Raw genomic sequence first — 17,909 nt, forward strand, 5'->3', positions numbered from 1 at the left:
GACAAGGACATCGAAGCGGCATTGCAGTTCGCGGAGGATCGAGGGTGGAGGCTTCGCGTGGCGGGCGGCAATGCGTGGGGCCGGATGTATTGCCCCTTCAACGACACCGATTGCCGATGCGGAGAGTTCTGCATCGTCAGCATCTGGAGCACGCCCCGCAGTGCAGGCAATCATGCAAGGGCCTTGCGGCGCGTAGTCGAGAACTGCAGTCGTGAGCAATGAACTCAGGCTTCGTCAGAAGCGAGGTGGTCAATCATGGAATTCAACTTCACGCTGAAGTACCGCTTGCCGGACACCTGCGATGAAATCGATGTCCTCGAGCAGCGCTTGGCTGAAGCCGGGTGTGACGATGCACTTGTGGGCATCGGTCTGCCTGGACGACTGGCGCTGGCGTTCTGCCGTGAGGCGGGCAGCGCAGGGGCTGCCCTGCGTTCGGCGCTGGATGACGCGCAGCGGGCGGTGCCTGGTGCCGAGCTGGTCGAAGTGAGCCCCGACCTGGTGGGGCTCACCGACGTTGCAGACCTGCTGGGAATGTCGCGGCAGAACATGCGCAAGCTGATGCTTGCCAACCCGCAGTCGTTTCCGTCCCCGGTCCATGAGGGGTCGACCTCGATCTGGCATCTCGCCGACATTCTCGGTTGGCTGCGGGCGCGGGGCAGCGCGAAGGTCACCACGGAGATGACCGAACTCGCCGCCGCCGCGCTGCAGCTCAATCTTGCGCGGGAAGGGCGCAGGCTGCAGCCGAAGGCGTAGCGCCGGCCTGGATCGGCGCCCACTGCGTTACCGCTGCACCTGCTCCCACCAGCGGGAGCCGGCGTGCGGCGCCTGCATGTCCAAGGCCTCGCCCATGATCGGCGTGGTCACAGCGACGTTCCTGGCCGCCGCCAGTGCAGTGATCCGCTCGAACGGCTGCTGCCATTCGTGCAGGGCAAGATCGAAGGTGCCGTTGTGGATCGGCAGCAGCCACTTGCCACGCAGGTCCAGGTGCGCCTGCAGGGTCTGTTCGGGCTGCATGTGCACGAACGCCCAGCGCTGGTCGTAGGCACCCGTCTCGATCATCGTCAGGTCAAACGGACCGTACTTCTCGCCGATCGCCTTGAAGCCATCGAAGTAGCCGGTATCGCCGCTGAAGAAGATGCGGAAATCGTCATCCTGGATGACCCACGACGCCCACAGGCTGCGGTCACTGTCGCCGAGGCCGCGACCGGAGAAGTGCTGGCCCGGGGTGGCGGTCAGGCGCAGGCCGTTGGCTTCGGTCGACTGCCACCAGTCCAGCTGTTCGACCTTGGCCGCATCCACGCCCCAGGCAATCAGCTGGTCGCCCACGCCCAGCGGCGCGATGAAGCGAGCGGTCTTGCCGGCCAACTGCATGACCGCAGCATGGTCGAGATGGTCGTAATGGTTGTGCGAGAGGATCACCCCGGCGATCGGCGGCAGGTCCTCGATGCTGATCGGCGGCGCATGGAAGCGCGCCGGGCCCATCCACTGCACCGGCGAGGCACGCTCGGAGAACACCGGGTCGGTCAGCCAGTACTGTCCGCGCAGCTTCAACAGGAGGGTGGAGTGGCCAAGCCGGAACAGGCTGCGATCGGGCGCGGCATCCAGCGCCGCACGGTCCAGTGCCTGCACCGGGATGGGCGCCGTCGGCACGGTGCCCTTGGGGCGGTTGAAGAGGAACGTCCACCACAGCTCGGCGCCGGCGCGCAGGCCCATCGCCGGTTTCGGCAGGGCGTTGCGGAACTTGCCATCGCTGTACTGCGGTGAATCGGGGAAGTCGGGGAGGGACCAGGACTTGCAGAAGGTATAGGCAGTCACGGCAAGGGTTCCGAACAGGAGGACAAGGAGCAGGCGCTTCATCGGTGACGTCCGCTGGGTACACTGCACAGTGTAGTTTCCGATTTCAGGAAAGTACACCGGCCGGTGTAAAATGCGCGCATCCGTTCAGTTTCCTGGTTCCCGCCATGACCCGTGCCCCGCAACGCCTGACCGACCGCAAACGCGAAGCCATCGTGCGCGCGGCGGTGGAGGAGTTCCGCAGCGCCGGCTACGAGGCGACCAGCATGGACCGCATCGCCACAGCCGCAGGCGTCTCCAAGCGCACCGTCTACAACCATTTCCCCAGCAAGGAAGAACTGTTCGGCCACATCCTGGAAGAACTCTGGGAAAGCAGCATGGCCGCTGTCGTACTCCCCTATCGCGCCGATCTGCCGCTGGACGTGCAGCTCCTGCAGTTGCTGGGGCAGAAGCTGGAACTGCTGGGCGATGCCAACTTCATCGATCTGGCCCGCGTGGCGATGGCCGAGATCATCCACTCGCCGGAGCGCGCGCAGGCCATCGTCTGCCGCATGGGCGAGAAGGAAGGCGGGGTGAGCGCGTGGATCCGCGCGGCCGTCGCCGATGGGCGCCTGCGTGAGGTCGATCCGGAATTCGCCGACCACCAGTTGCAGGGCCTGGTGAAGGGCTTCGCGTTCTGGCCGCAGGTGACCATGGGCCAGCCACCGTTGGGGCCGGCGGAAAGGCGCAAGGTCGCCGAGTCGGCGGTGGCGATGTTCCTGGGCTTCTACGCGCGCTGAGTCACGGCGCGCTCACCGCGCGCCAAGCTGCTGCAGATAGGCGCAGAACATGTCAGCGACCGCATCGGCGTAGGTGCTGATCTCCACCGCCGTACGCGGCATGCTGGAAAACTCGCGGCCGGTGGCACCCAGCGTGGTGTGGATCAGATCGACCGCCAGTTGCTGTTGCGCTGCGCTGGCATCGGGGAGTGTTTCGGTCATGAATGCGAGCATGGCCGCGTCGGCGCCATTGCGGGCCTGCTCGGCTTCCGGCGCATCGCGGTAGAGCGGCGCGGCGTCAACCAGCGCACCGCGCATCTGCGCCTCTTCGCATTCGGACTGGATGAACGCCTGTACCAGTGCGCGCAGACGCTGCAGCGGCGGGCCGTCGGTGCGCTGCAGGATGTCGCGCAGCATCGCGCTGGTCTGCTGCCACTCATCGTGTTGCAGCCGGAACAGGATCGCTGCCTTGTTGGGGAAGTACTGGTACAGCGACCCGATGCTGACGCCGGCCCGCTCGGCTACCCGCGCGGTGGTGAAACGGGGCGCGCCTTCATCGCGCAGAACCTGAGCAGCGGCCTGCAGGATGGCTCCGACCAGGTCGTTGGAACGAGCCTGGCGAGGCTGTTTTCTCGAGGAAATCTGCGGCGGACGGCGCTCGGACATGGGGCGGTTCCAATGCGAATAGTCAGCCCAGGGGAGGGCGCCTAATCTTGTTTGCGACGGATTACTCGCATTCTAGCCGCCGGCTGGCGCCCGTGAAACGTCATTGACCCCTCTCTGGAAGCCCTGCATGACCACCCTGACATCCTCCCCCGTGGCGCCGCTGCTGCAGCGCCTGTTTGACGAAGCCGACAGCGCCCTCAGCCCGGCCCTGACTGCGGTGCCGCCGGCCGAACGGCAGCGCCTGCTGGGCAGCCGCGGCGAGTACACCCGGCTGTATGGCGAGCTGCTGAAGGACCTGTGGCTGCCGGTGTCGGCCGACACCGGGAAGCTGCTGTACCTGCTGGCGCGGAGCAGTGGCGCGCGCCACATCGTTGAATTTGGTACCTCGTTCGGTATTTCCACCATCCACCTGGCCGCAGCGCTGCGCGACAACGGCGGCGGCCGCCTGGTCACCACCGAATTCGAACCGGGCAAGCTGCAGCGCGCCGCCGCGCACCTGCGTGAGGCCGGACTGGATGACCTGGTGGACCTGCGTGCGGGCGATGCCCTGCAGACGCTGGCGCAGGACCTGCCCGCCCCGATCGACCTGGTGCTGCTGGATGGCGCCAAGGTGCTGTATGCCGAGGTGCTGGACCTGCTGCAGCCGCACCTGCGCCCGGGCGCGCTGATCGTGGCCGACAATGCCGACGATAGCCCGGCTTACCTGCAGCGCGTGCGTGCGCCGGGCAGCGGCTACCTGTCGTTGCCGTTCGCCGAGGATGTGGAATTGTCGATGCGGCTGGGCTGAGCGCGGCGCATGCCTGTGCTGCGCTGCTGCGGCAGCGGCAGCAGGGCGAGCACTGCATGGTTACCCACGGCGATTCTCAGCGTGGTGGACAGCTTCGGGAACGCCCGCTGGGTGAAACCGTTCCTTGATCGCTATGGGGCGACCGCCGATGAAACGCGTGTTGGCTTCCATCGCTTCCTCCGATGCCCCTGGCGAGGGATGCATGTTGATGTTGTGACCGGATTGCCTGCGCGTTCACTGGGCTTGATGCGACACTGGATCCAACCCCACGGTACGCGCTCAACCATGCCATTCGCTTCGGCGCAGCAGATCGGCGAAGTCCTGCAACAGTCCTACGGCGTCATGGCCACCGCCGTGGTGCCGCGTGCGGTGGGTGCCGACGCCAATGCCGGCGTGTTCCGTATCGACGCACGCGGCAGCCAGTGGTGGTTGAAGTGCCGCAGCTACGAGGTGGGCGCGGTGGTGTGGGAGGGCCTGCACTGGATGCGCGGCCCGCTGGGCATCGAAGAAGTGGTGGCGCCGTGGCCGGCACTGACCGGGGGGGCCTCGGTTACGCGCTGGGGCCTGCAGTTCACCCTGTTCCCCTATATCGAAGGGCAATCCGGTTTCGAGGCACCGTTGAGCGCGGCGCAGTGGCGCCGGCTGGGGGAAGTGCTGCGCCAGCTGCACGATGCAAAGGTACCCGCCACGTTGGCGGAAGGGCTGCCACACAGTGTGCTGGATGCGTCCGCGCTGCAGACCGTTGGCCAGTGGCTGCAGCAACCGGCAGCGCTGCCGGTGGCACAGGACCGTTGGAGCCGTGCCTTCCTGGCCATGTGGGGGCGGCAGCGACCGCGCATCGCCGCATTGCACGCGCGGGCCCGGCAGTTGCAGCAGGCGTTGCATGACAGCGTGCCGCGGTTGTACCTGTGCCATACCGATCTGCACGCGGGAAACGTGCTGATGGGGCACGACGGAGCACTGCACCTGATCGACTGGGACGGCCTTTCGCTGGCGCCCCGCGAACGCGACCTGATGTTTGTCGGCGCGGCGGTGGGCGGCCGTTGGGGGCGTGAGCGCCCGCAGGGGTTTGCCGATGGTTACGGCGATGACATGGGCGATCCGCAGTGGATTGCCTGGTACCGGCACGTGCGCATCCTGCAGGATCTGGTGGAGTTCCAGCAGATGCTGATGGGGGCAGGGGGCGACTACAGGCCACCGCAGCAGCGGCGGCAGGCGCTGCATCATCTGGGCGAGTTGTTTGCACCGGGGAATGTGTTCTGCGCGGCCGAACGGGCCTACAGCGCGGTGTAAGGGTGTTCGGCAGGGCTGCGACCTGCACCCGCAGAGGCAACGTCAACGTCAACGTCAACGCCAACGTCAACGCCAACGTCAACGCCAACGTCAACGCCAACGTCAAAAGCGGGCTGTCCGTGGGATGGCGGGGTGGGTCCGGTTGAGGGGGACGCTGCAAGTACGTCCATGTAAGCTCGGTCGCCGCTTGCTCGTGTGCGCTGTCCTGCGCACACGGCAAGACCGGGGTTGGGCGTCCTGCCCAACCCGCCCGAGGCATGCCTCGGGCCCATGCGGCTCACGCCCCCTCAACCGGACCCACCCCGCCTTCGACAGTTTCCTGCGATCTGTTGGAGCCTGCTGCTGATGGTGGTGGGTGCCGACCGTTGGTCGGCACGGGGTCGGATCCGGAATTAATTTCGATATCTGACAGATTTCATCCACGCATGGCGTGGATCTACTGGGACGGCGTTCTGCTCTGGTAGACACGGATGAATTCATTCGATATCTGACAGATGTGCCGACCAACGGTCGGCACCCACCCACAGTGCCCCGCCATCCCACGGAATGCCGCTCTGGCTTTTGAAGTTGACGTTGATTCTGCAGGTGCAGGGCTGCAAGCCCTGCCCAAACACCACTTACTCAGCCGGCTTGGCCGCCGCCGTCGCTGCCACGCTCGCGGCCCGCCGTGCCAGTACCGCCTCACGGTGCGCGATGTACGCATTCGCCGCCAGGATGATGCCCGCACCAATCAGCGTCCAACGATCCACGCTCTCGTCGAACAGCAGCCACCCGCACAACGTCACCAGCGGCAGCTGCAGGAAGCTGATCGGGGTCAGGGCCGACACTTCGCCCAGGCGCAACGCGCGCGTCCACAGCAGCTGGCCGACCGTACCCATCACGCCGGTCGCCACCAGCCACACCCAGGCCAGCCCGGTGGGCCAGACCCAGACGAACATCGCCGGCACCAGCGACAACGGCACCCAGAACACGTAGGTGTACAGCACCACCGTGTCGGCGCTGTCCACGCGGGTCAGCTGCTTGATCTGGATGGCCACCAGCGAACTGAGCAGCGCCGCGGCCACCGCGATCAGGCTGCCCGCAGAGAAACCCGCAGTGCCCGGCCGGACGATCACCAGTACGCCGATGAAACCCACCACGACGGCGGCCCAGCGGCGCACGCGCACGGTTTCGCCCAGCCACAGCACGGCGGCAATGGTGACGAACAACGGCGTGGAATAGGACAGCGACACCGCTTGTGCCAGTGGCAGGTGGCCGAGGGCCCAGAACGCGCACAGCATCGAGCCCAGGCCGATCGCACTGCGTACGAAGTAGCGCGGCAGCTGCTGGGTCTTCAGCGGTGCGCGGCCCGGGCGCAGCAGCATCGGCAGCAGCGCCAGCAGGCCGAAGGCGTTGCGGAAGAACGCCACTTCCTGCGTCGGCACGTAACGGGTGGCGTAGCGGATGGCCACGGCCATCAGACCAAAGGCCATCGTGCTGGCGAGCATCAGCAGCGCCGCCCGCGCCGGGGTGGCGAGCGGCGGCCGGGTGCTGGCGTTCACCACTGGGCGCCGAGCAGGCGCGGCTCCGGTTCGATCGGCACGCCGAACTTCTCAAGTACCGACGCGGAAATGCGCCGGGCCAGGGCCAGCAGCTCGGCGCCGCTGGCGTTGCCATGGTTGACCAGCACCAGGGCATGGCTGGGCGCCACGCCGGCGTCGCCGTCGCGGAAGCCCTTCCAGCCGCACGCGTCGATCATCCATGCCGCCGAGACCTTGCGCTGGTCATCACGCTCGGCCGGGAACACCGGCAGCTCGGGGAAGTGCTGCTGCAGCACTTCCACCTGTTCCAGTGGCAGCACCGGGTTCTTGAAGAAGCTGCCGGCATTGCCGATCACGTCCGGGTCGGGCAGCTTGCGGCGGCGGATGGCGATGACCGCGTTGGCCACGTCCACCGCGCTGGGCAGCTCCACGCCCTGTGCCTGCAGCTCCTCGCGGATGCCGGCGTAATCCATGCGCAGGTCGTGCAGCAGCGGCAGCTTCAGTTCGATGGCGGTGATCAGGTAGCGGTCCGGCTGCTGCTTGAACACGCTGTCGCGGTAGGCAAAGCCGCATTGTTCGTTGTCCAGCCGCAGCCAGGCCTGCTCCTGGCAGTCCCAGGCTTCCACGGTCTGGATGAACTCGCCCACCTGCGCGCCATAGGCGCCGATGTTCTGGATGGGCGCAGCACCGGCGGTGCCGGGGATCAGCGCGAGATTTTCCAGGCCGGACAGGCCCTCCTGCAGCGACCACATCACCAGGCCATGCCAGGACACGCCCGCACCGGCGCGGATCACCGCGTGGTCGGCACGGTGTTCCAGGAAGCTGATGTCGCGGTTGCCGAACACCAGCACCGTGCCCGGCAGGTCATCGGCGATGAGCACGTTGCTGCCGCTGCCCAGCACCAGCAGCGGGCCAGTGGCGACGCTGGGCAGGGCCAGCACGTCGGGCAGCAGGGTGGGGTCGTGCAGTTCCAGCAGCTGCGCCGCCTCGGCGCGCACGTGGAAGGTGTTCAACGCCTGCAGCGGGGCATTCGAGGTGAGGGTCCAGCGCAGCGGTGCGGCGGAGGTGTCGTGGCTGTCCATGGGCGCGCTCACAGCGGCGCCACCGCGCCACGGCTGGGCGCTTCGCGGCGGCGACGGATCGCTTCCACGCAATCAGACACCAGCGACGGGCCGCGATAGATCAGGCCGCTGTAGCACTGCACCAGGGCGGCGCCGGCAGCCATCTTGGCCACCGCGTCAGCGCCGGAGAGGATGCCGCCCACGCCCACCAGTGGCACCGATTCGGGCAGGCGCGCACGCAGGCGGCGCAGCACCAGCGTCGACTGGTCCAGCACCGGTGCGCCGGACAGGCCGCCGGCTTCGCTGGCCAGCGGATCGCCGGCGATGCCGCTGCGATCGATGGTGGTGTTGGTGGCGATCACGCCGTCCACCTGCAGCTCACCCAGGACGCGCGCGGCGGCATCGATATCGCGTTCGCTCAGGTCCGGGGCCACCTTCACCAGCATCGGTACGCGGCGACCGTGCTGCGCGGCCAGGTCTTCCTGGCGGTCGCGCAGCTGGCTGACCAGTTGGCGCAGAGCAGTTTCTTCCTGCAGTTCGCGCAGTCCAGCGGTGTTGGGCGAGGAGATGTTGACGGTAATGTAGTCCGCCAACGGGTACACCTTGTCCAGGCAGGTGATGTAGTCATCGACCGCCTGCTCGTTGGGGGTGTCCTTGTTCTTGCCGATGTTGATGCCCAGCAGGCCGCGGCGGTTGCGCGCGCGCTCGACGTTGCGCACCAGCGCATCGACACCGGCATTGTTGAAGCCCATGCGGTTGATGATGGCCTGGTGTGCCGGCAGCCGGAACAGGCGCGGCTTGGGATTGCCGTCCTGCGGGCGCGGGGTGATGGTGCCGATCTCAACGAAGCCGAAGCCCAGCGCGAACAGTGCATCGATGTGCTCGCCGTTCTTGTCCAGGCCGGCGGCCAGGCCGACCGGATTGGGGAAGGTCAGCCCGAACACGGTGCTCGGCATCGGCGCGATGCGTGCGGCCAGCAGCGGCGTGGTGCCGGTGCGGTAGGCCAGGTCCAGTGCGGACAGGCCGAGGCCGTGGGCGCGCTCGGCGTCGAGCGAGAACAGGAAGGGGCGGGCAAGCGAATACATGCGTCGGTTCAGTCCAGCGTGCCGAGGAAGGCTCGGGTTCGATATTCAAAGGCGACCTGTCCATCCACCGCATGGGCGTTGAACAGGTCCTGCAGCGCAGCCAGCATCGGCGCATGGCGCGGGTGTCCCGGCTGCGGTGCGTAGGAAGAAGACAGCAGACGCCCGCGCAGGGCGTCGAAGTCCAGGTGCTGCACATTGGGCAGCTCGATCATGCCGCGCAAGCCGGGGCCGAACCAGGCCTGCATGGTGGCATCGTCCTGGTAGCGCTCGGCCACTGCGGTGTAATCGGTGCCGTAGTCCAGCAGCAGCTGCTCGTAGCCGATGAGGAACGGGCTGGCATCGAGCAGGCGCGAGTTCCAGTAGACCAGCGCCATGCCACCGGGGCGCAGGATGCGCTGCCATTCGGCGCGCACGGCCACGGTGTCGAACCAGTGGAAGGCCTGGGCGGCACTGACCAGGTCGACACTGGCATCGGCCAGCCCGGTCGCTTCGGCGCGGCCATCGACGGCGCGGAACTGCGGGTACAGCGGCGCCAGCCACTGCTCGGCAGCGGCGCGCATGGCGGCATTGGGTTCCACCGCGAGCAGGGGATGGCCCGCGGCCAGGAAGGCACGACTGGAAATGCCGGTGCCGGCGCCGATGTCGGCAACCCGGGCAGAGGCGGGCACGGCCATCGGGCCGTGCAGCCAGTCCATCAGCGCAGCCGGGTAATCCGGGCGGTAGCGCACATAGTCGGCGACCCTGCTGCTGAAGCGTTCAGTGCTGTCTGACGCGCTCATGGCCGTCAGTTCGACATCGCGGCCAGCCAGGCCAGGCCGCCGAAGAACAGGACGATGACCAGCAGGCCCAGGCCCAGCATGATCACGTTCAACCAGCCCAGGATCAGGCCGGTGAGGGCCAGGCCGTCGCCTTCCAGCTCGGTGGGGCGGCGGCGGATCTCACCGCGCGCCATGTGCCCGGTGACGATGGCGACGAGGCTGGCCACGAAAGGCAGCACGGTCCAGCTGGCGATGCCCAGCACCAGGCTGAGGACGGCCAGGGCACTTGTCTGTCGGGGTGCCACGCTCATGGGGGTCCTCCTTGGCAGTGCGCACATGATAGTGCCTGCGGGCCGCCAAGCCCATGGGCAGCAGCGCGGTGGCCTGGGCAGGCGTCGACCTTGGTCGCCGAAGAGCGCCAACCAGGGTTGGCAGCTACCCGCGCGGAAAACTCAGCCCATCAGCACCTGGCCACCATCCACGTTGAGCACATGCCCGGTGATCCAGCGCGCCAGCGGCGAACACAGGAACAGCGCAGCATCGGCGATCTCGCGTGGGTGGCCGAAGCGGCCGAACGGGATCCGCGCCAGGGTCGCGTGGTACAGGTCGGGATCTTCCACGCGGCGACGGTCCCACAGGCCGTCGGCAAACTCGATCGAACCCGGCGCGATGGCGTTGACCCGGATGCGGTCCGCTGCCAGGGCCAGCGCCTGCGACGTGGTGTAGTGCGAGAGCGCGGCCTTGGCCGCCGCATAGGGGGCGCCGCCGGGGCGCGGCTGCTGGGCGGCGATCGAGGACAGGTTGAGGATGCAGGCATCGGCTGAAGCCCGCAGCCAGGGCAGCGCGAGGCGTGAGGCACGCACGGCGGCCATCAGGTCGATCTGCAGGCTTGCCGCCCAGCCATCTTCGTCATCGGCCATGCCGTAGCCGGTGGCGTTGTTGACCAGCACGTCGATGCCGCCGAGTGCGTCGGCGGAGGCCTGCAGCCAGCCGCCGATCTGGCCGGTGTCGGCCAGGTCGGTGGTGAACACGTGCAGGGGCGTGCCGTGTGCCTGGGCATCGGCCCGCAGTGCCTGCAGCCCGGGCAGGCCGCGTGCGCAGACCGACACCGCTGCACCGGCGCCGGCAAATGCCAGCGCCAGTTCACGGCCGATTCCCTTGCTGCCGCCGGCAATGAGCACGCGGCGGCCGCTGAAGTCGAGGGTCGGAGCCCCTGCGGGGATCCGACCTGCAGCCATGTCCGGCATATTCGCCATTACAGGTCGAACTTGATGCCCTGGGCCAGCGGCAGCGAATCCGAATAGTTGATGGTGTTGGTCTGGCGGCGCATGTAGACCTTCCATGCATCCGAACCCGACTCGCGACCACCGCCGGTGTCCTTCTCGCCACCGAAGGCGCCACCGATCTCCGCACCGGACGTGCCGATGTTGATGTTGGCGATGCCGCAGTCGCTGCCGGCAGCCGACAGGAACTTCTCGGCGGTCTTCAGGTTCTGGGTGAAGATCGAGGACGACAGGCCCTGCGGCACGCCGTTCTGCATGTCGATGGCCTCATCGATGCTGTCGTACGGCATGACGTACAGGATCGGCGCGAAGGTTTCGTGCTGGACCACCGCGTCGCTGTTCTTCAGGCCCGACACGATGGCCGGCAGCACGAAGTTGCCGGCACGATCGATGCGGGTGCCACCGGTTTCGATGGTGCCGCCGGCGGCCTTGGCCTGGGCGATGGCATCGAGGAACTGCTGCACGGCGCCGTCACTGTTCAGCGGGCCCATCAGGTTGGCGGCATCGGTCGGGTCGCCGATCTTGCCTTCCACCTGCTTGTAGGCCTTGACCAGGGTGGCCAGCACGTCGGCGTAGATGGAGCGGTGCACGATCAGGCGGCGGGTGGTGGTGCAGCGCTGGCCGGCGGTGCCGACCGCACCGAACACGATGCCCGGCACGGCCAGCTTCAGGTCGGCGGTCTCGTCCAGGATGATGGCGTTGTTGCCACCCAGTTCCAGCAGGCAGCGGCCCAGGCGGCGGGCGACCTTCTCATTGACCGTGCGGCCGACCTGGGTCGAGCCGGTGAAGCTGATGAGCGGCACGCGACGGTCGTCCACCATCTTCTCCGACAGGGCGGTGCCGGCGTCGTTGACCAGGAAGAAGATGTCCGGGAAGCCAGCTTCGCGCAGTGCGTCATTGCAGATGCGCATGGAGGCGATGGCGGTCAGCGGGGTCTTGTTGGACGGCTTCCAGATGCAGATGTCACCGCAGATGGCGGCCAGGAAAGCATTCCAGCTCCACACCGCGACCGGGAAGTTGAAGGCCGAGATGATGCCGACCAGGCCCAGCGGGTGGTACTGCTCGTACATGCGGTGGCCGGGGCGCTCCGAATGCATGGTGTAGCCGTACAGCATGCGGCTCTGGCCCACGGCGAAATCGGCGATGTCGATCATCTCCTGCACTTCGCCGTCGCCTTCGGGCTTGCTCTTGCCCATTTCCAGGGCGACCAGCGAACCCAGGGCGTCCTTGTGCTTGCGCAGCGCTTCGCCGCACAGGCGCACGGCTTCGCCGCGGCGCGGGGCCGGGGTGGTGCGCCAGGTCTTGTAAGCCTCCTGCGCACGGGTGATGACCGTCTCGTACTCGGCCTCGGTGGTGGCGCGGACCTGCGCGATCGGCTCGCCGGTGGTCGGGTTGACCGGGGTGATCAGCTCACCGCCGGTGGCGCTGGACCATTCCCCGTTGCCCAGGTAGGTGCCAGCGTTGATCGCGTCCAGACCAAGGGACTTGAGCAGCTCGGAAGACATGCAGACTCCTGTGTTTCGTTACGTAGTTGGTGCCGCCGCGGGCAGGTGGGGGACGCGGCGGACTGAGCCGGCGATGGTAGCAGAGGCATGTGGCCGGGCTTGGTGCAGTGCGGGGTGGGGACGCCAAAGGCTTGACGGGCCTGCGTCACGATTTCAGAGCGGGCCTGGCGAGACGAAAGTGATAGAAATCAGTGCCCTATGTCTCGCTTGCTGCGCGGATCGCGTCAAATGATTGCCAGATGGCGGCTATCTTTTGTGACGGACTTCGGACACAATCGGGACGAAGTCAATCAAACCGCAATCAAATGTGTGCACCGGCTGGGGAGATCGGTGCTGCTTGGGATCATGTCCGGATCCGCGGAATCGTCTGAGGAGATGTTTTGTGCTACATGGATCCGTAGAAGGCCTTTCCAGCCACCCCAACCGGGCGCGCCGCCGCGTAGAGGCCCGCGCTGCACTTGAACTGGCATTGCGCCTGGGCGACCTTGCGGTCGTCCCGCTCACCGCCGTTCTCTCCCACGTGGTGTTCTATGGTTCGGCTGTGCCGGACCCGTCCCAGCGTGTCGTATTCGGCGCGCTGCTGCTGAGTGCGATGGTCTGTTTCATGATCGCGCCCGTGTACCGCAACTGGCGCGCGCGCGGCCTGATCACCGATCTGTGGGTGCTGTTCCTGGCCTGGTCCGCGTCCTTCGCGCTGTTCTCGGTCTATGCGGTGCTTGTCGACATGGCCGGTTCCGTGCCTACGCGCTGGCTGCTCGGCTGGTTCGGTGCGGGACTGATGCTGATGATCGGCACGCGCGTGGCGCTGCGGGTGCAGTTGCATCGACTGCGTTCGCGCGGCCTGGATCGCGAGCGCGTGCTGCTGGTCGGCCTGCGCTCTTCCGGGCTGAAGCTGCACCGCCTGCTGCGCGGCAAGCCCGAGCTGGGCAAGGAAGTGATCGGCTACTTCTCCGTCAAGGGCGATCTGGCGGTACGTCGCGGTGGCGACGCGCCGCGCTGCCTGGGTGCGCTGGGTGACCTGCCGCGCTACATGGACCAGCATCGCGGTGAATTCGATCAGTTGTGGGTGTCGATGACCCCGGGCGACGCCGGTGACATGAAGGCGATGCTGAAGCAGATCGAGCGCTTCCCGGTGCCGGTGCGGCTCATTCCCGACACCACCGGCTGGGGCACGCTGAATCCGGGCGTGCACCAGGTCGGCAACGTGCCGATGATCGGTGTGCGCCAGGGGCTGTCGGACCACAATTTCCGCCTGGCCAAGCGCGTGGAGGACATCCTCGTCGCCGGGCTGGCAGTGATTGCACTGGCGCCAGTGTTTGCGGTGCTGGCGATCGGTGTGAAGCTGAGCTCGCCTGGCCCGGTGCTGTTCCGCCAGCGCCGCCATGGCCTGGGGGGCAAGGAATTCTCGATGCTGAAGTTCCGCTCGATGCGGGTTCATGCGGAAGGTTCCTCGGACAAGATTACCCAGGCCACCCGCAACGATCCGCGTGTCACCCGCTTTGGCGCCTTCCTGCGCCGCAGCAGCCTGGATGAGCTGCCGCAGTTCTTCAATGTGCTGGGTGGCAGCATGTCGGTGGTGGGGCCGCGGCCGCACGCCGTGCAGCACAACAACCATTACGAGCGCCTGATCGACCGTTACATGCACCGCCACTACGTGAAGCCGGGCATCACCGGCTGGGCGCAGGTGCACGGGCTGCGCGGGGAGACCCCCGAACTGCGCTCGATGAAGAAGCGCGTGCAGTACGACATCGATTACATCCGCCGCTGGAGTCCGACCCTGGATGTGCGCATCATTGTGATGACGGCCTTCAAGGTGCTGGGCCAGAAATCGGCATACTAGGCACCGAGGCTGTTGCCGGCGACGCGCCGGTCGCGCCCGCGTGGAAGCGCCCGGTCTGCAGCAGCGGCCGGGCGCTGCGTTTCATGTATCGAAGAACTGATGGAAGCCGTTGTCCGTGTTCAAGAATATTCTGGTTGTGTGTGTCGGCAACATCTGCCGTAGTCCGTCGGCTGAAGTGATGCTGCGTGAGGCAGTGCAGGGCAAGGGCATCACGGTGTCCTCGGCCGGCCTGGGGGCCCTGGTCAACCATGGCGTGGATGCGACCGCGCAGGCGCTGTTGACCGAGCATGGCCTGGATGGCAGCAGCCATCGTGCGCGGCAGATCGACCGCAGCATCCTGGGGGCCTCGGATCTGGTGCTGGTGATGGAGCGCAAGCACGTCCATCGCATCATCGAGATCGCGCCGGAAGCGTCGGGCAAGACCTTCCTGCTGGGCAAGTGGCAGTCCGACCGCGAGATTCCCGATCCGTATCGCCAGCAACGGGCGGCATTCGAGCACGTCTACACGCTGATGGATGAAGGCGTGAAGAGCTGGGTCCGCTACCTTTGAGTGCCCGCGCCTGCTGAAGGCGCGCTGCAGGCAGAAAGCCGGGAGCCGTCAGGCCCCCGGCTTTTTTCATTCGCCGACGTTGCGCAGGTTGTCGTAGAAGAAGCGCTCGTCGCGGTCGCCGGTCATGCCGTACAGGCCGTACTTGCGGCCGAGCATGGCGCCACCGTCGCGGATCAGCGGGTTCCAGTTGAAGGCTGCACGGCCGCGCGTGGAGCGTGGCAGGAAGCCGTCGAGCGGAATGCTGAAGTAGATGCCCTTGTCGAAGCTGCCTTCGCCGAAGTCGCGTGCCGAGACATTGGTCTTGGTCGCATAGGCGCCCATGGTCACGCCGTTGTCGAACACGCGGGCCAGGTCCAGGGTGGCACCCTTGTCGCCGGCCAGGTACTGGCCGACCGACAGCGAGCCGATGACGCGCTGCTGGGCGTCGAAGGCATAGTAGAACGTGGCATGGCCGGTGGTGATGCGATAGTCGCGCAGGCCAAAGTGCTGGTCGTAGTCGCGCTGCTGCACCCGGTTGAGGTTGGCGCCCACCGCCCAGCGCTCGCCGCTGGGGCGATACAGCAGTTCGCCGCCGACGCCGGCATACATCCACTCCAGGTAACCGGCGTAGGCAATGCCATACAGGTCCGGCGCCAGTCGCCCGGCGATATTGGCCTGCAGGTTGGGAAGCATCACGTCGGAGGTGGTCAGGTACTGGCGGATGTCGGTGCGCACGCGCGGCAGGCGGCTGGGCGCGTTGTACTTGAACTTGTGGTAGTTGTTGGTGATATCGGCGCTGACGGTGCCGGTCAGCCAGATGTTGTCGCGCAGGAACAGGCTGCCGGTGTAGTTGGCTGCGACCTGGTACAGGATGAAGCCATCGGGGCCGCCCAGGTTCTGCCGGTAGCCGACGTTGAAACCGCCGCCGAAGGGGCTGCGCTTGGGCTTGTACAGCGTCTCCCGCGCGCGCGCGTCGGGTGCCTGCAGTTCCGTGCTCCGGCGCAGGACGTCTTCGCTGACCGTGCCATCCAGGTAGCCGGCGAATGCTTCGCGGTTGATCGACAGATCGGCGATCGGCATGCCCACGCGGGTGGTGCGCAGGGTGAACCAGTCGTAGTCATCGCCGGTCGCATTGGCAAGGATGCGCGTGGCGCGGCCCAGGCCCTTGGAGGCATGCAGGTAGCGGCTCTGGTACCCGTCAATGTAAAGCTCGTCGCCGCGGCGCGAAATGCGTTCGACACGGAAGCCGGCATTGCGCTGCAGTTCGGCGGTGACCGCTGCCCAGTCGGTGCTGGTGGCGGTTGCGGCACCGGCGGCGTCGCTGCTGGCGACGGCTGCGCGCTGCTCGGCCACGGCGGTCGCGGGCAGCAGTCGCTGCGGCGGCGGGTCGAACGGCTTCGGTGCTGCAGGCGTGTTGCCCGGGTTGCCGCGCAGGGTGAGCGAGAACATCGCCGCATCACCGCGCTCCCAGGCGGCGGTCAGCTCGACATTCCGGTTCGGGACATAGACCAGGCCCACGTTGATGGGCGTGCGCTGGCGCAGGTTGTTGTCGCGCGGTTCGCGGCGATAGTCGTTGCCGTCGTACTCGACCTTCAGCAGCAGCTCGTCCATCGGCGTCTGGTAGGTGATGCCACCGAAAATGCCGACCGGACCCTTGAACATGTTGCTGAGGCCGAACTTGCCGGCTTCGGTCGTGCTGCTGATGGCGCCGCGTCGCCGGTTCTTGAACCGGTCATCAATCAGGCCCAGCGGATTGGAGAAGTCTCCACGGTTGCCGATGTAGCCGGTGGCCAGGCCGATCGATGCGTCGATGGGGCCAAAATTCTTGTTGGCGACCAGATACTCGCTCGAGAAGAAGCCGGTGCCGCCGAAGTCGCGCACGCCGAAGGCCACTTCCGGCAGCATGCGCGACTCTTCCCACAGCCGCAGCTTGAAGTCGATCGACTTGTCCTTGTAGTGCTGGTTGCCGGCGTAGCTGCGCCCGTAATACAGGTTGTTGACGTTGATGTAGCGGAAGGAGGCCTCCAGCCACGGGAACGGCTGCAATGTCAGGTTGTAGCGCGCGTACGGAGCGTTGTAGGACGCTGTGAAGCTCAGATCGCCATCGTCGGCCATCCGCGCGGTCGGCGTCTGCAGCAGGCCGATCCCACCCCACTCGTTGGCAGTGGGCGGCGGCGCTTCCTGGGCATGCAGTGCGCAGGACAGTGACAGGGCGAGCGCGCTCAGCGCGAAACGGGCGGGGCGCGCCGGGCGCGCGCGCGTGCAGGGCTGGGTCATCACGGGCTGACAGGCTGGGTGGCGATGAACGCGGCGAAGTCGCTGTTGAACAGCGGATCGAGGCGCTTGAGGAGCGGGGCGCGCAGCGGCACGAACAGCGTGCCGCCGGCAGCAATGGCCTGGGGATCGGCGCGATTCCACAGGGCGATGCCCAGCTGCTGGACCCGCCCGTCGGGCTGGATCACGAAGATGTCATTGCGGTCGGCGAGGGCGCTGGGCCGGCAGTCACGCAGGTAGTCGCGTGCATCGCGCTGCGGGACGTGGGGCAGGACGCAGGCTTGCCCGACCGCGCCCATCACGGTGATCGTGCGCGGCTGCTGCGGGAAGCGCAGCGTATCGCCGTTGGCGAGCACCGGATTGTTCGCGGGCTGGACCTGGATCAGGCGCGCGGAACTGGCGATGGGCATGCGCCCGGTGGCCGGATGTGCGTCGAGCCACGCCTGCAGCGTCTGCGCCAAGGCCGAAAGCTGTGTGTCGCTGGCCTCTGCCAGCTGCCCGGCACCGTACTGCAGGCCAGCGCGAAGACGCACCTGGGCTTCCATGGCCTGCGGGCGCTCGAAGCTGGTGCCCAGCAGGTAGGCGTCAGCGCTTGGGCGGGCCAGCAGCAGGGCGTCGGCGAGGCGCGCGTTGGCCGGCAGCTCGTGCGTGCCAGCCGACTCGGCCGCGCCTTCGATGCGCACCTCGGTCGCCTGGACGGCGCTGGCTGCAAACAACGCGGCGATGATCACCGGGCCGGAAAGTCGAAACGTCATG

17 protein-coding genes are annotated in these 17,909 nt (G+C 67.1%); 6 read left to right on the forward strand and 11 right to left on the reverse strand.

Going from position 1 to position 17,909, the window contains the following annotated elements:
- Nucleotides 1-255 precede the first annotated feature (255 nt).
- Nucleotides 256-753, forward strand: a complete 498-nt coding sequence (locus AC3WL7_RS16200; protein ID WP_492751615.1) for a helix-turn-helix transcriptional regulator — start codon at nt 256-258, stop codon at nt 751-753.
- Nucleotides 754-780: 27 nt separating this feature from the next.
- On the opposite strand, the gene AC3WL7_RS16205 is transcribed toward AC3WL7_RS16200, so the two are convergent.
- Nucleotides 781-1,857, reverse strand: coding sequence for an MBL fold metallo-hydrolase (locus AC3WL7_RS16205; RefSeq protein ID WP_492751617.1), 1,077 nt, complete (start codon nt 1,855-1,857; stop codon nt 781-783).
- A gap of 104 nt (nt 1,858-1,961) precedes the next feature.
- Between AC3WL7_RS16205 and AC3WL7_RS16210 the strand changes: the two genes are divergently transcribed.
- A complete protein-coding gene (locus AC3WL7_RS16210; RefSeq protein ID WP_492751619.1) occupies nt 1,962-2,573 on the forward strand; it encodes a TetR/AcrR family transcriptional regulator in 612 nt (203 codons plus the stop codon).
- Nucleotides 2,574-2,585: 12 nt separating this feature from the next.
- Here the strand turns inward: AC3WL7_RS16210 and AC3WL7_RS16215 are convergent, their stop codons facing one another.
- Nucleotides 2,586-3,218 (reverse strand): TetR/AcrR family transcriptional regulator, encoded by a 633-nt coding sequence (locus tag AC3WL7_RS16215; RefSeq protein ID WP_492751621.1) that lies wholly within the window; start codon nt 3,216-3,218, stop codon nt 2,586-2,588.
- Between the two features lie 127 nt (nt 3,219-3,345).
- Here AC3WL7_RS16215 and AC3WL7_RS16220 point away from each other — a divergent pair, with 127 nt between their 5' ends.
- Together AC3WL7_RS16220 and AC3WL7_RS16225 are read left to right on the forward strand one after the other, a co-directional pair.
- The gene (locus AC3WL7_RS16220; RefSeq protein WP_200732699.1) at nt 3,346-4,005 is read left to right on the forward strand and encodes an O-methyltransferase; all 660 of its coding nucleotides are present in this window, start codon (nt 3,346-3,348) and stop codon (nt 4,003-4,005) included.
- Between the two features lie 285 nt (nt 4,006-4,290).
- Entirely contained in the window at nt 4,291-5,298 is a 1,008-nt protein-coding gene (locus tag AC3WL7_RS16225; protein ID WP_492751624.1) for a phosphotransferase enzyme family protein, read from the forward strand.
- 617 nt (nt 5,299-5,915) lie between these two features.
- Here AC3WL7_RS16225 and AC3WL7_RS16230 read toward each other — a convergent pair.
- From AC3WL7_RS16230 to amaB, 7 genes are all read right to left on the reverse strand, one after another.
- Complete coding sequence (locus tag AC3WL7_RS16230; RefSeq protein ID WP_079225199.1) at nt 5,916-6,785, reverse strand: DMT family transporter; 870 nt, start codon at nt 6,783-6,785, stop codon at nt 5,916-5,918.
- Nucleotides 6,786-6,835: 50 nt separating this feature from the next.
- Complete coding sequence (gene murB, locus AC3WL7_RS16235) at nt 6,836-7,900, reverse strand: UDP-N-acetylmuramate dehydrogenase (protein ID WP_492751626.1); 1,065 nt, start codon at nt 7,898-7,900, stop codon at nt 6,836-6,838.
- Between the two features lie 8 nt (nt 7,901-7,908).
- Entirely contained in the window at nt 7,909-8,964 is a 1,056-nt protein-coding gene (locus AC3WL7_RS16240; protein WP_108746560.1) for a quinone-dependent dihydroorotate dehydrogenase, read from the reverse strand.
- Between the two features lie 8 nt (nt 8,965-8,972).
- The gene (locus AC3WL7_RS16245) at nt 8,973-9,743 is read right to left on the reverse strand and encodes a class I SAM-dependent methyltransferase (RefSeq protein WP_492751629.1); all 771 of its coding nucleotides are present in this window, start codon (nt 9,741-9,743) and stop codon (nt 8,973-8,975) included.
- A gap of 5 nt (nt 9,744-9,748) precedes the next feature.
- Nucleotides 9,749-10,033, reverse strand: a complete 285-nt coding sequence (locus tag AC3WL7_RS16250; protein WP_492751631.1) for a DUF4190 domain-containing protein — start codon at nt 10,031-10,033, stop codon at nt 9,749-9,751.
- 141 nt (nt 10,034-10,174) lie between these two features.
- A complete protein-coding gene (locus AC3WL7_RS16255) occupies nt 10,175-10,960 on the reverse strand; it encodes an SDR family NAD(P)-dependent oxidoreductase (RefSeq protein ID WP_492751633.1) in 786 nt (261 codons plus the stop codon).
- A gap of 17 nt (nt 10,961-10,977) precedes the next feature.
- Nucleotides 10,978-12,510, reverse strand: coding sequence for an L-piperidine-6-carboxylate dehydrogenase (gene amaB, locus AC3WL7_RS16260; RefSeq protein WP_079221672.1), 1,533 nt, complete (start codon nt 12,508-12,510; stop codon nt 10,978-10,980).
- A gap of 382 nt (nt 12,511-12,892) precedes the next feature.
- Between amaB and AC3WL7_RS16265 the strand changes: the two genes are divergently transcribed.
- Both AC3WL7_RS16265 and AC3WL7_RS16270 read left to right on the forward strand, forming a co-directional pair.
- The gene (locus AC3WL7_RS16265) at nt 12,893-14,350 is read left to right on the forward strand and encodes an undecaprenyl-phosphate glucose phosphotransferase (RefSeq protein WP_492751636.1); all 1,458 of its coding nucleotides are present in this window, start codon (nt 12,893-12,895) and stop codon (nt 14,348-14,350) included.
- 115 nt (nt 14,351-14,465) lie between these two features.
- On the forward strand, nt 14,466-14,900 hold the full coding sequence (locus AC3WL7_RS16270) for a low molecular weight protein-tyrosine-phosphatase (RefSeq protein ID WP_079225201.1): 435 nt from the start codon (nt 14,466-14,468) through the stop codon (nt 14,898-14,900).
- A 66-nt stretch (nt 14,901-14,966) separates the two neighbouring features.
- On the opposite strand, the gene AC3WL7_RS16275 is transcribed toward AC3WL7_RS16270, so the two are convergent.
- Together AC3WL7_RS16275 and AC3WL7_RS16280 are read right to left on the reverse strand one after the other, a co-directional pair.
- Entirely contained in the window at nt 14,967-17,156 is a 2,190-nt protein-coding gene (locus AC3WL7_RS16275) for a YjbH domain-containing protein (RefSeq protein ID WP_492751638.1), read from the reverse strand.
- On the reverse strand, nt 17,156-17,908 hold the full coding sequence (locus tag AC3WL7_RS16280) for a capsule biosynthesis GfcC family protein (protein ID WP_492751640.1): 753 nt from the start codon (nt 17,906-17,908) through the stop codon (nt 17,156-17,158). Before AC3WL7_RS16280 ends, AC3WL7_RS16275 begins: the two co-directional genes overlap by 1 nt.
- Between the last annotated feature and the right edge of the window lies 1 nt (nt 17,909).

The sequence above is a fragment of the Stenotrophomonas sp. FW305-3-2-15-E-LB1 genome (assembly GCF_058787375.1).

Excerpts from the sequence above, each read along its gene's own strand:
- AC3WL7_RS16200 (WP_492751615.1), top strand. The coding sequence starts at position 256 with ATGGAATTCAACTTCACGCTGAAGTACCGCTTGCCGGACACCTGCGAT.
- AC3WL7_RS16205 (WP_492751617.1), bottom strand. The coding sequence starts at position 1,857 with ATGAAGCGCCTGCTCCTTGTCCTCCTGTTCGGAACCCTTGCCGTGACT.
- AC3WL7_RS16210 (WP_492751619.1), top strand. The coding sequence starts at position 1,962 with ATGACCCGTGCCCCGCAACGCCTGACCGACCGCAAACGCGAAGCCATC.
- AC3WL7_RS16215 (WP_492751621.1), bottom strand. The coding sequence starts at position 3,218 with ATGTCCGAGCGCCGTCCGCCGCAGATTTCCTCGAGAAAACAGCCTCGC.
- AC3WL7_RS16220 (WP_200732699.1), top strand. The coding sequence starts at position 3,346 with ATGACCACCCTGACATCCTCCCCCGTGGCGCCGCTGCTGCAGCGCCTG.
- AC3WL7_RS16225 (WP_492751624.1), top strand. The coding sequence starts at position 4,291 with ATGCCATTCGCTTCGGCGCAGCAGATCGGCGAAGTCCTGCAACAGTCC.
- AC3WL7_RS16230 (WP_079225199.1), bottom strand. The coding sequence starts at position 6,785 with ATGCTCGCCAGCACGATGGCCTTTGGTCTGATGGCCGTGGCCATCCGC.
- murB (WP_492751626.1), bottom strand. The coding sequence starts at position 7,900 with ATGGACAGCCACGACACCTCCGCCGCACCGCTGCGCTGGACCCTCACC.
- AC3WL7_RS16240 (WP_108746560.1), bottom strand. The coding sequence starts at position 8,964 with ATGTATTCGCTTGCCCGCCCCTTCCTGTTCTCGCTCGACGCCGAGCGC.
- AC3WL7_RS16245 (WP_492751629.1), bottom strand. The coding sequence starts at position 9,743 with ATGAGCGCGTCAGACAGCACTGAACGCTTCAGCAGCAGGGTCGCCGAC.
- AC3WL7_RS16250 (WP_492751631.1), bottom strand. The coding sequence starts at position 10,033 with ATGAGCGTGGCACCCCGACAGACAAGTGCCCTGGCCGTCCTCAGCCTG.
- AC3WL7_RS16255 (WP_492751633.1), bottom strand. The coding sequence starts at position 10,960 with ATGGCTGCAGGTCGGATCCCCGCAGGGGCTCCGACCCTCGACTTCAGC.
- amaB (WP_079221672.1), bottom strand. The coding sequence starts at position 12,510 with ATGTCTTCCGAGCTGCTCAAGTCCCTTGGTCTGGACGCGATCAACGCT.
- AC3WL7_RS16275 (WP_492751638.1), bottom strand. The coding sequence starts at position 17,156 with ATGACCCAGCCCTGCACGCGCGCGCGCCCGGCGCGCCCCGCCCGTTTC.
- AC3WL7_RS16280 (WP_492751640.1), bottom strand. The coding sequence starts at position 17,908 with ATGACGTTTCGACTTTCCGGCCCGGTGATCATCGCCGCGTTGTTTGCA.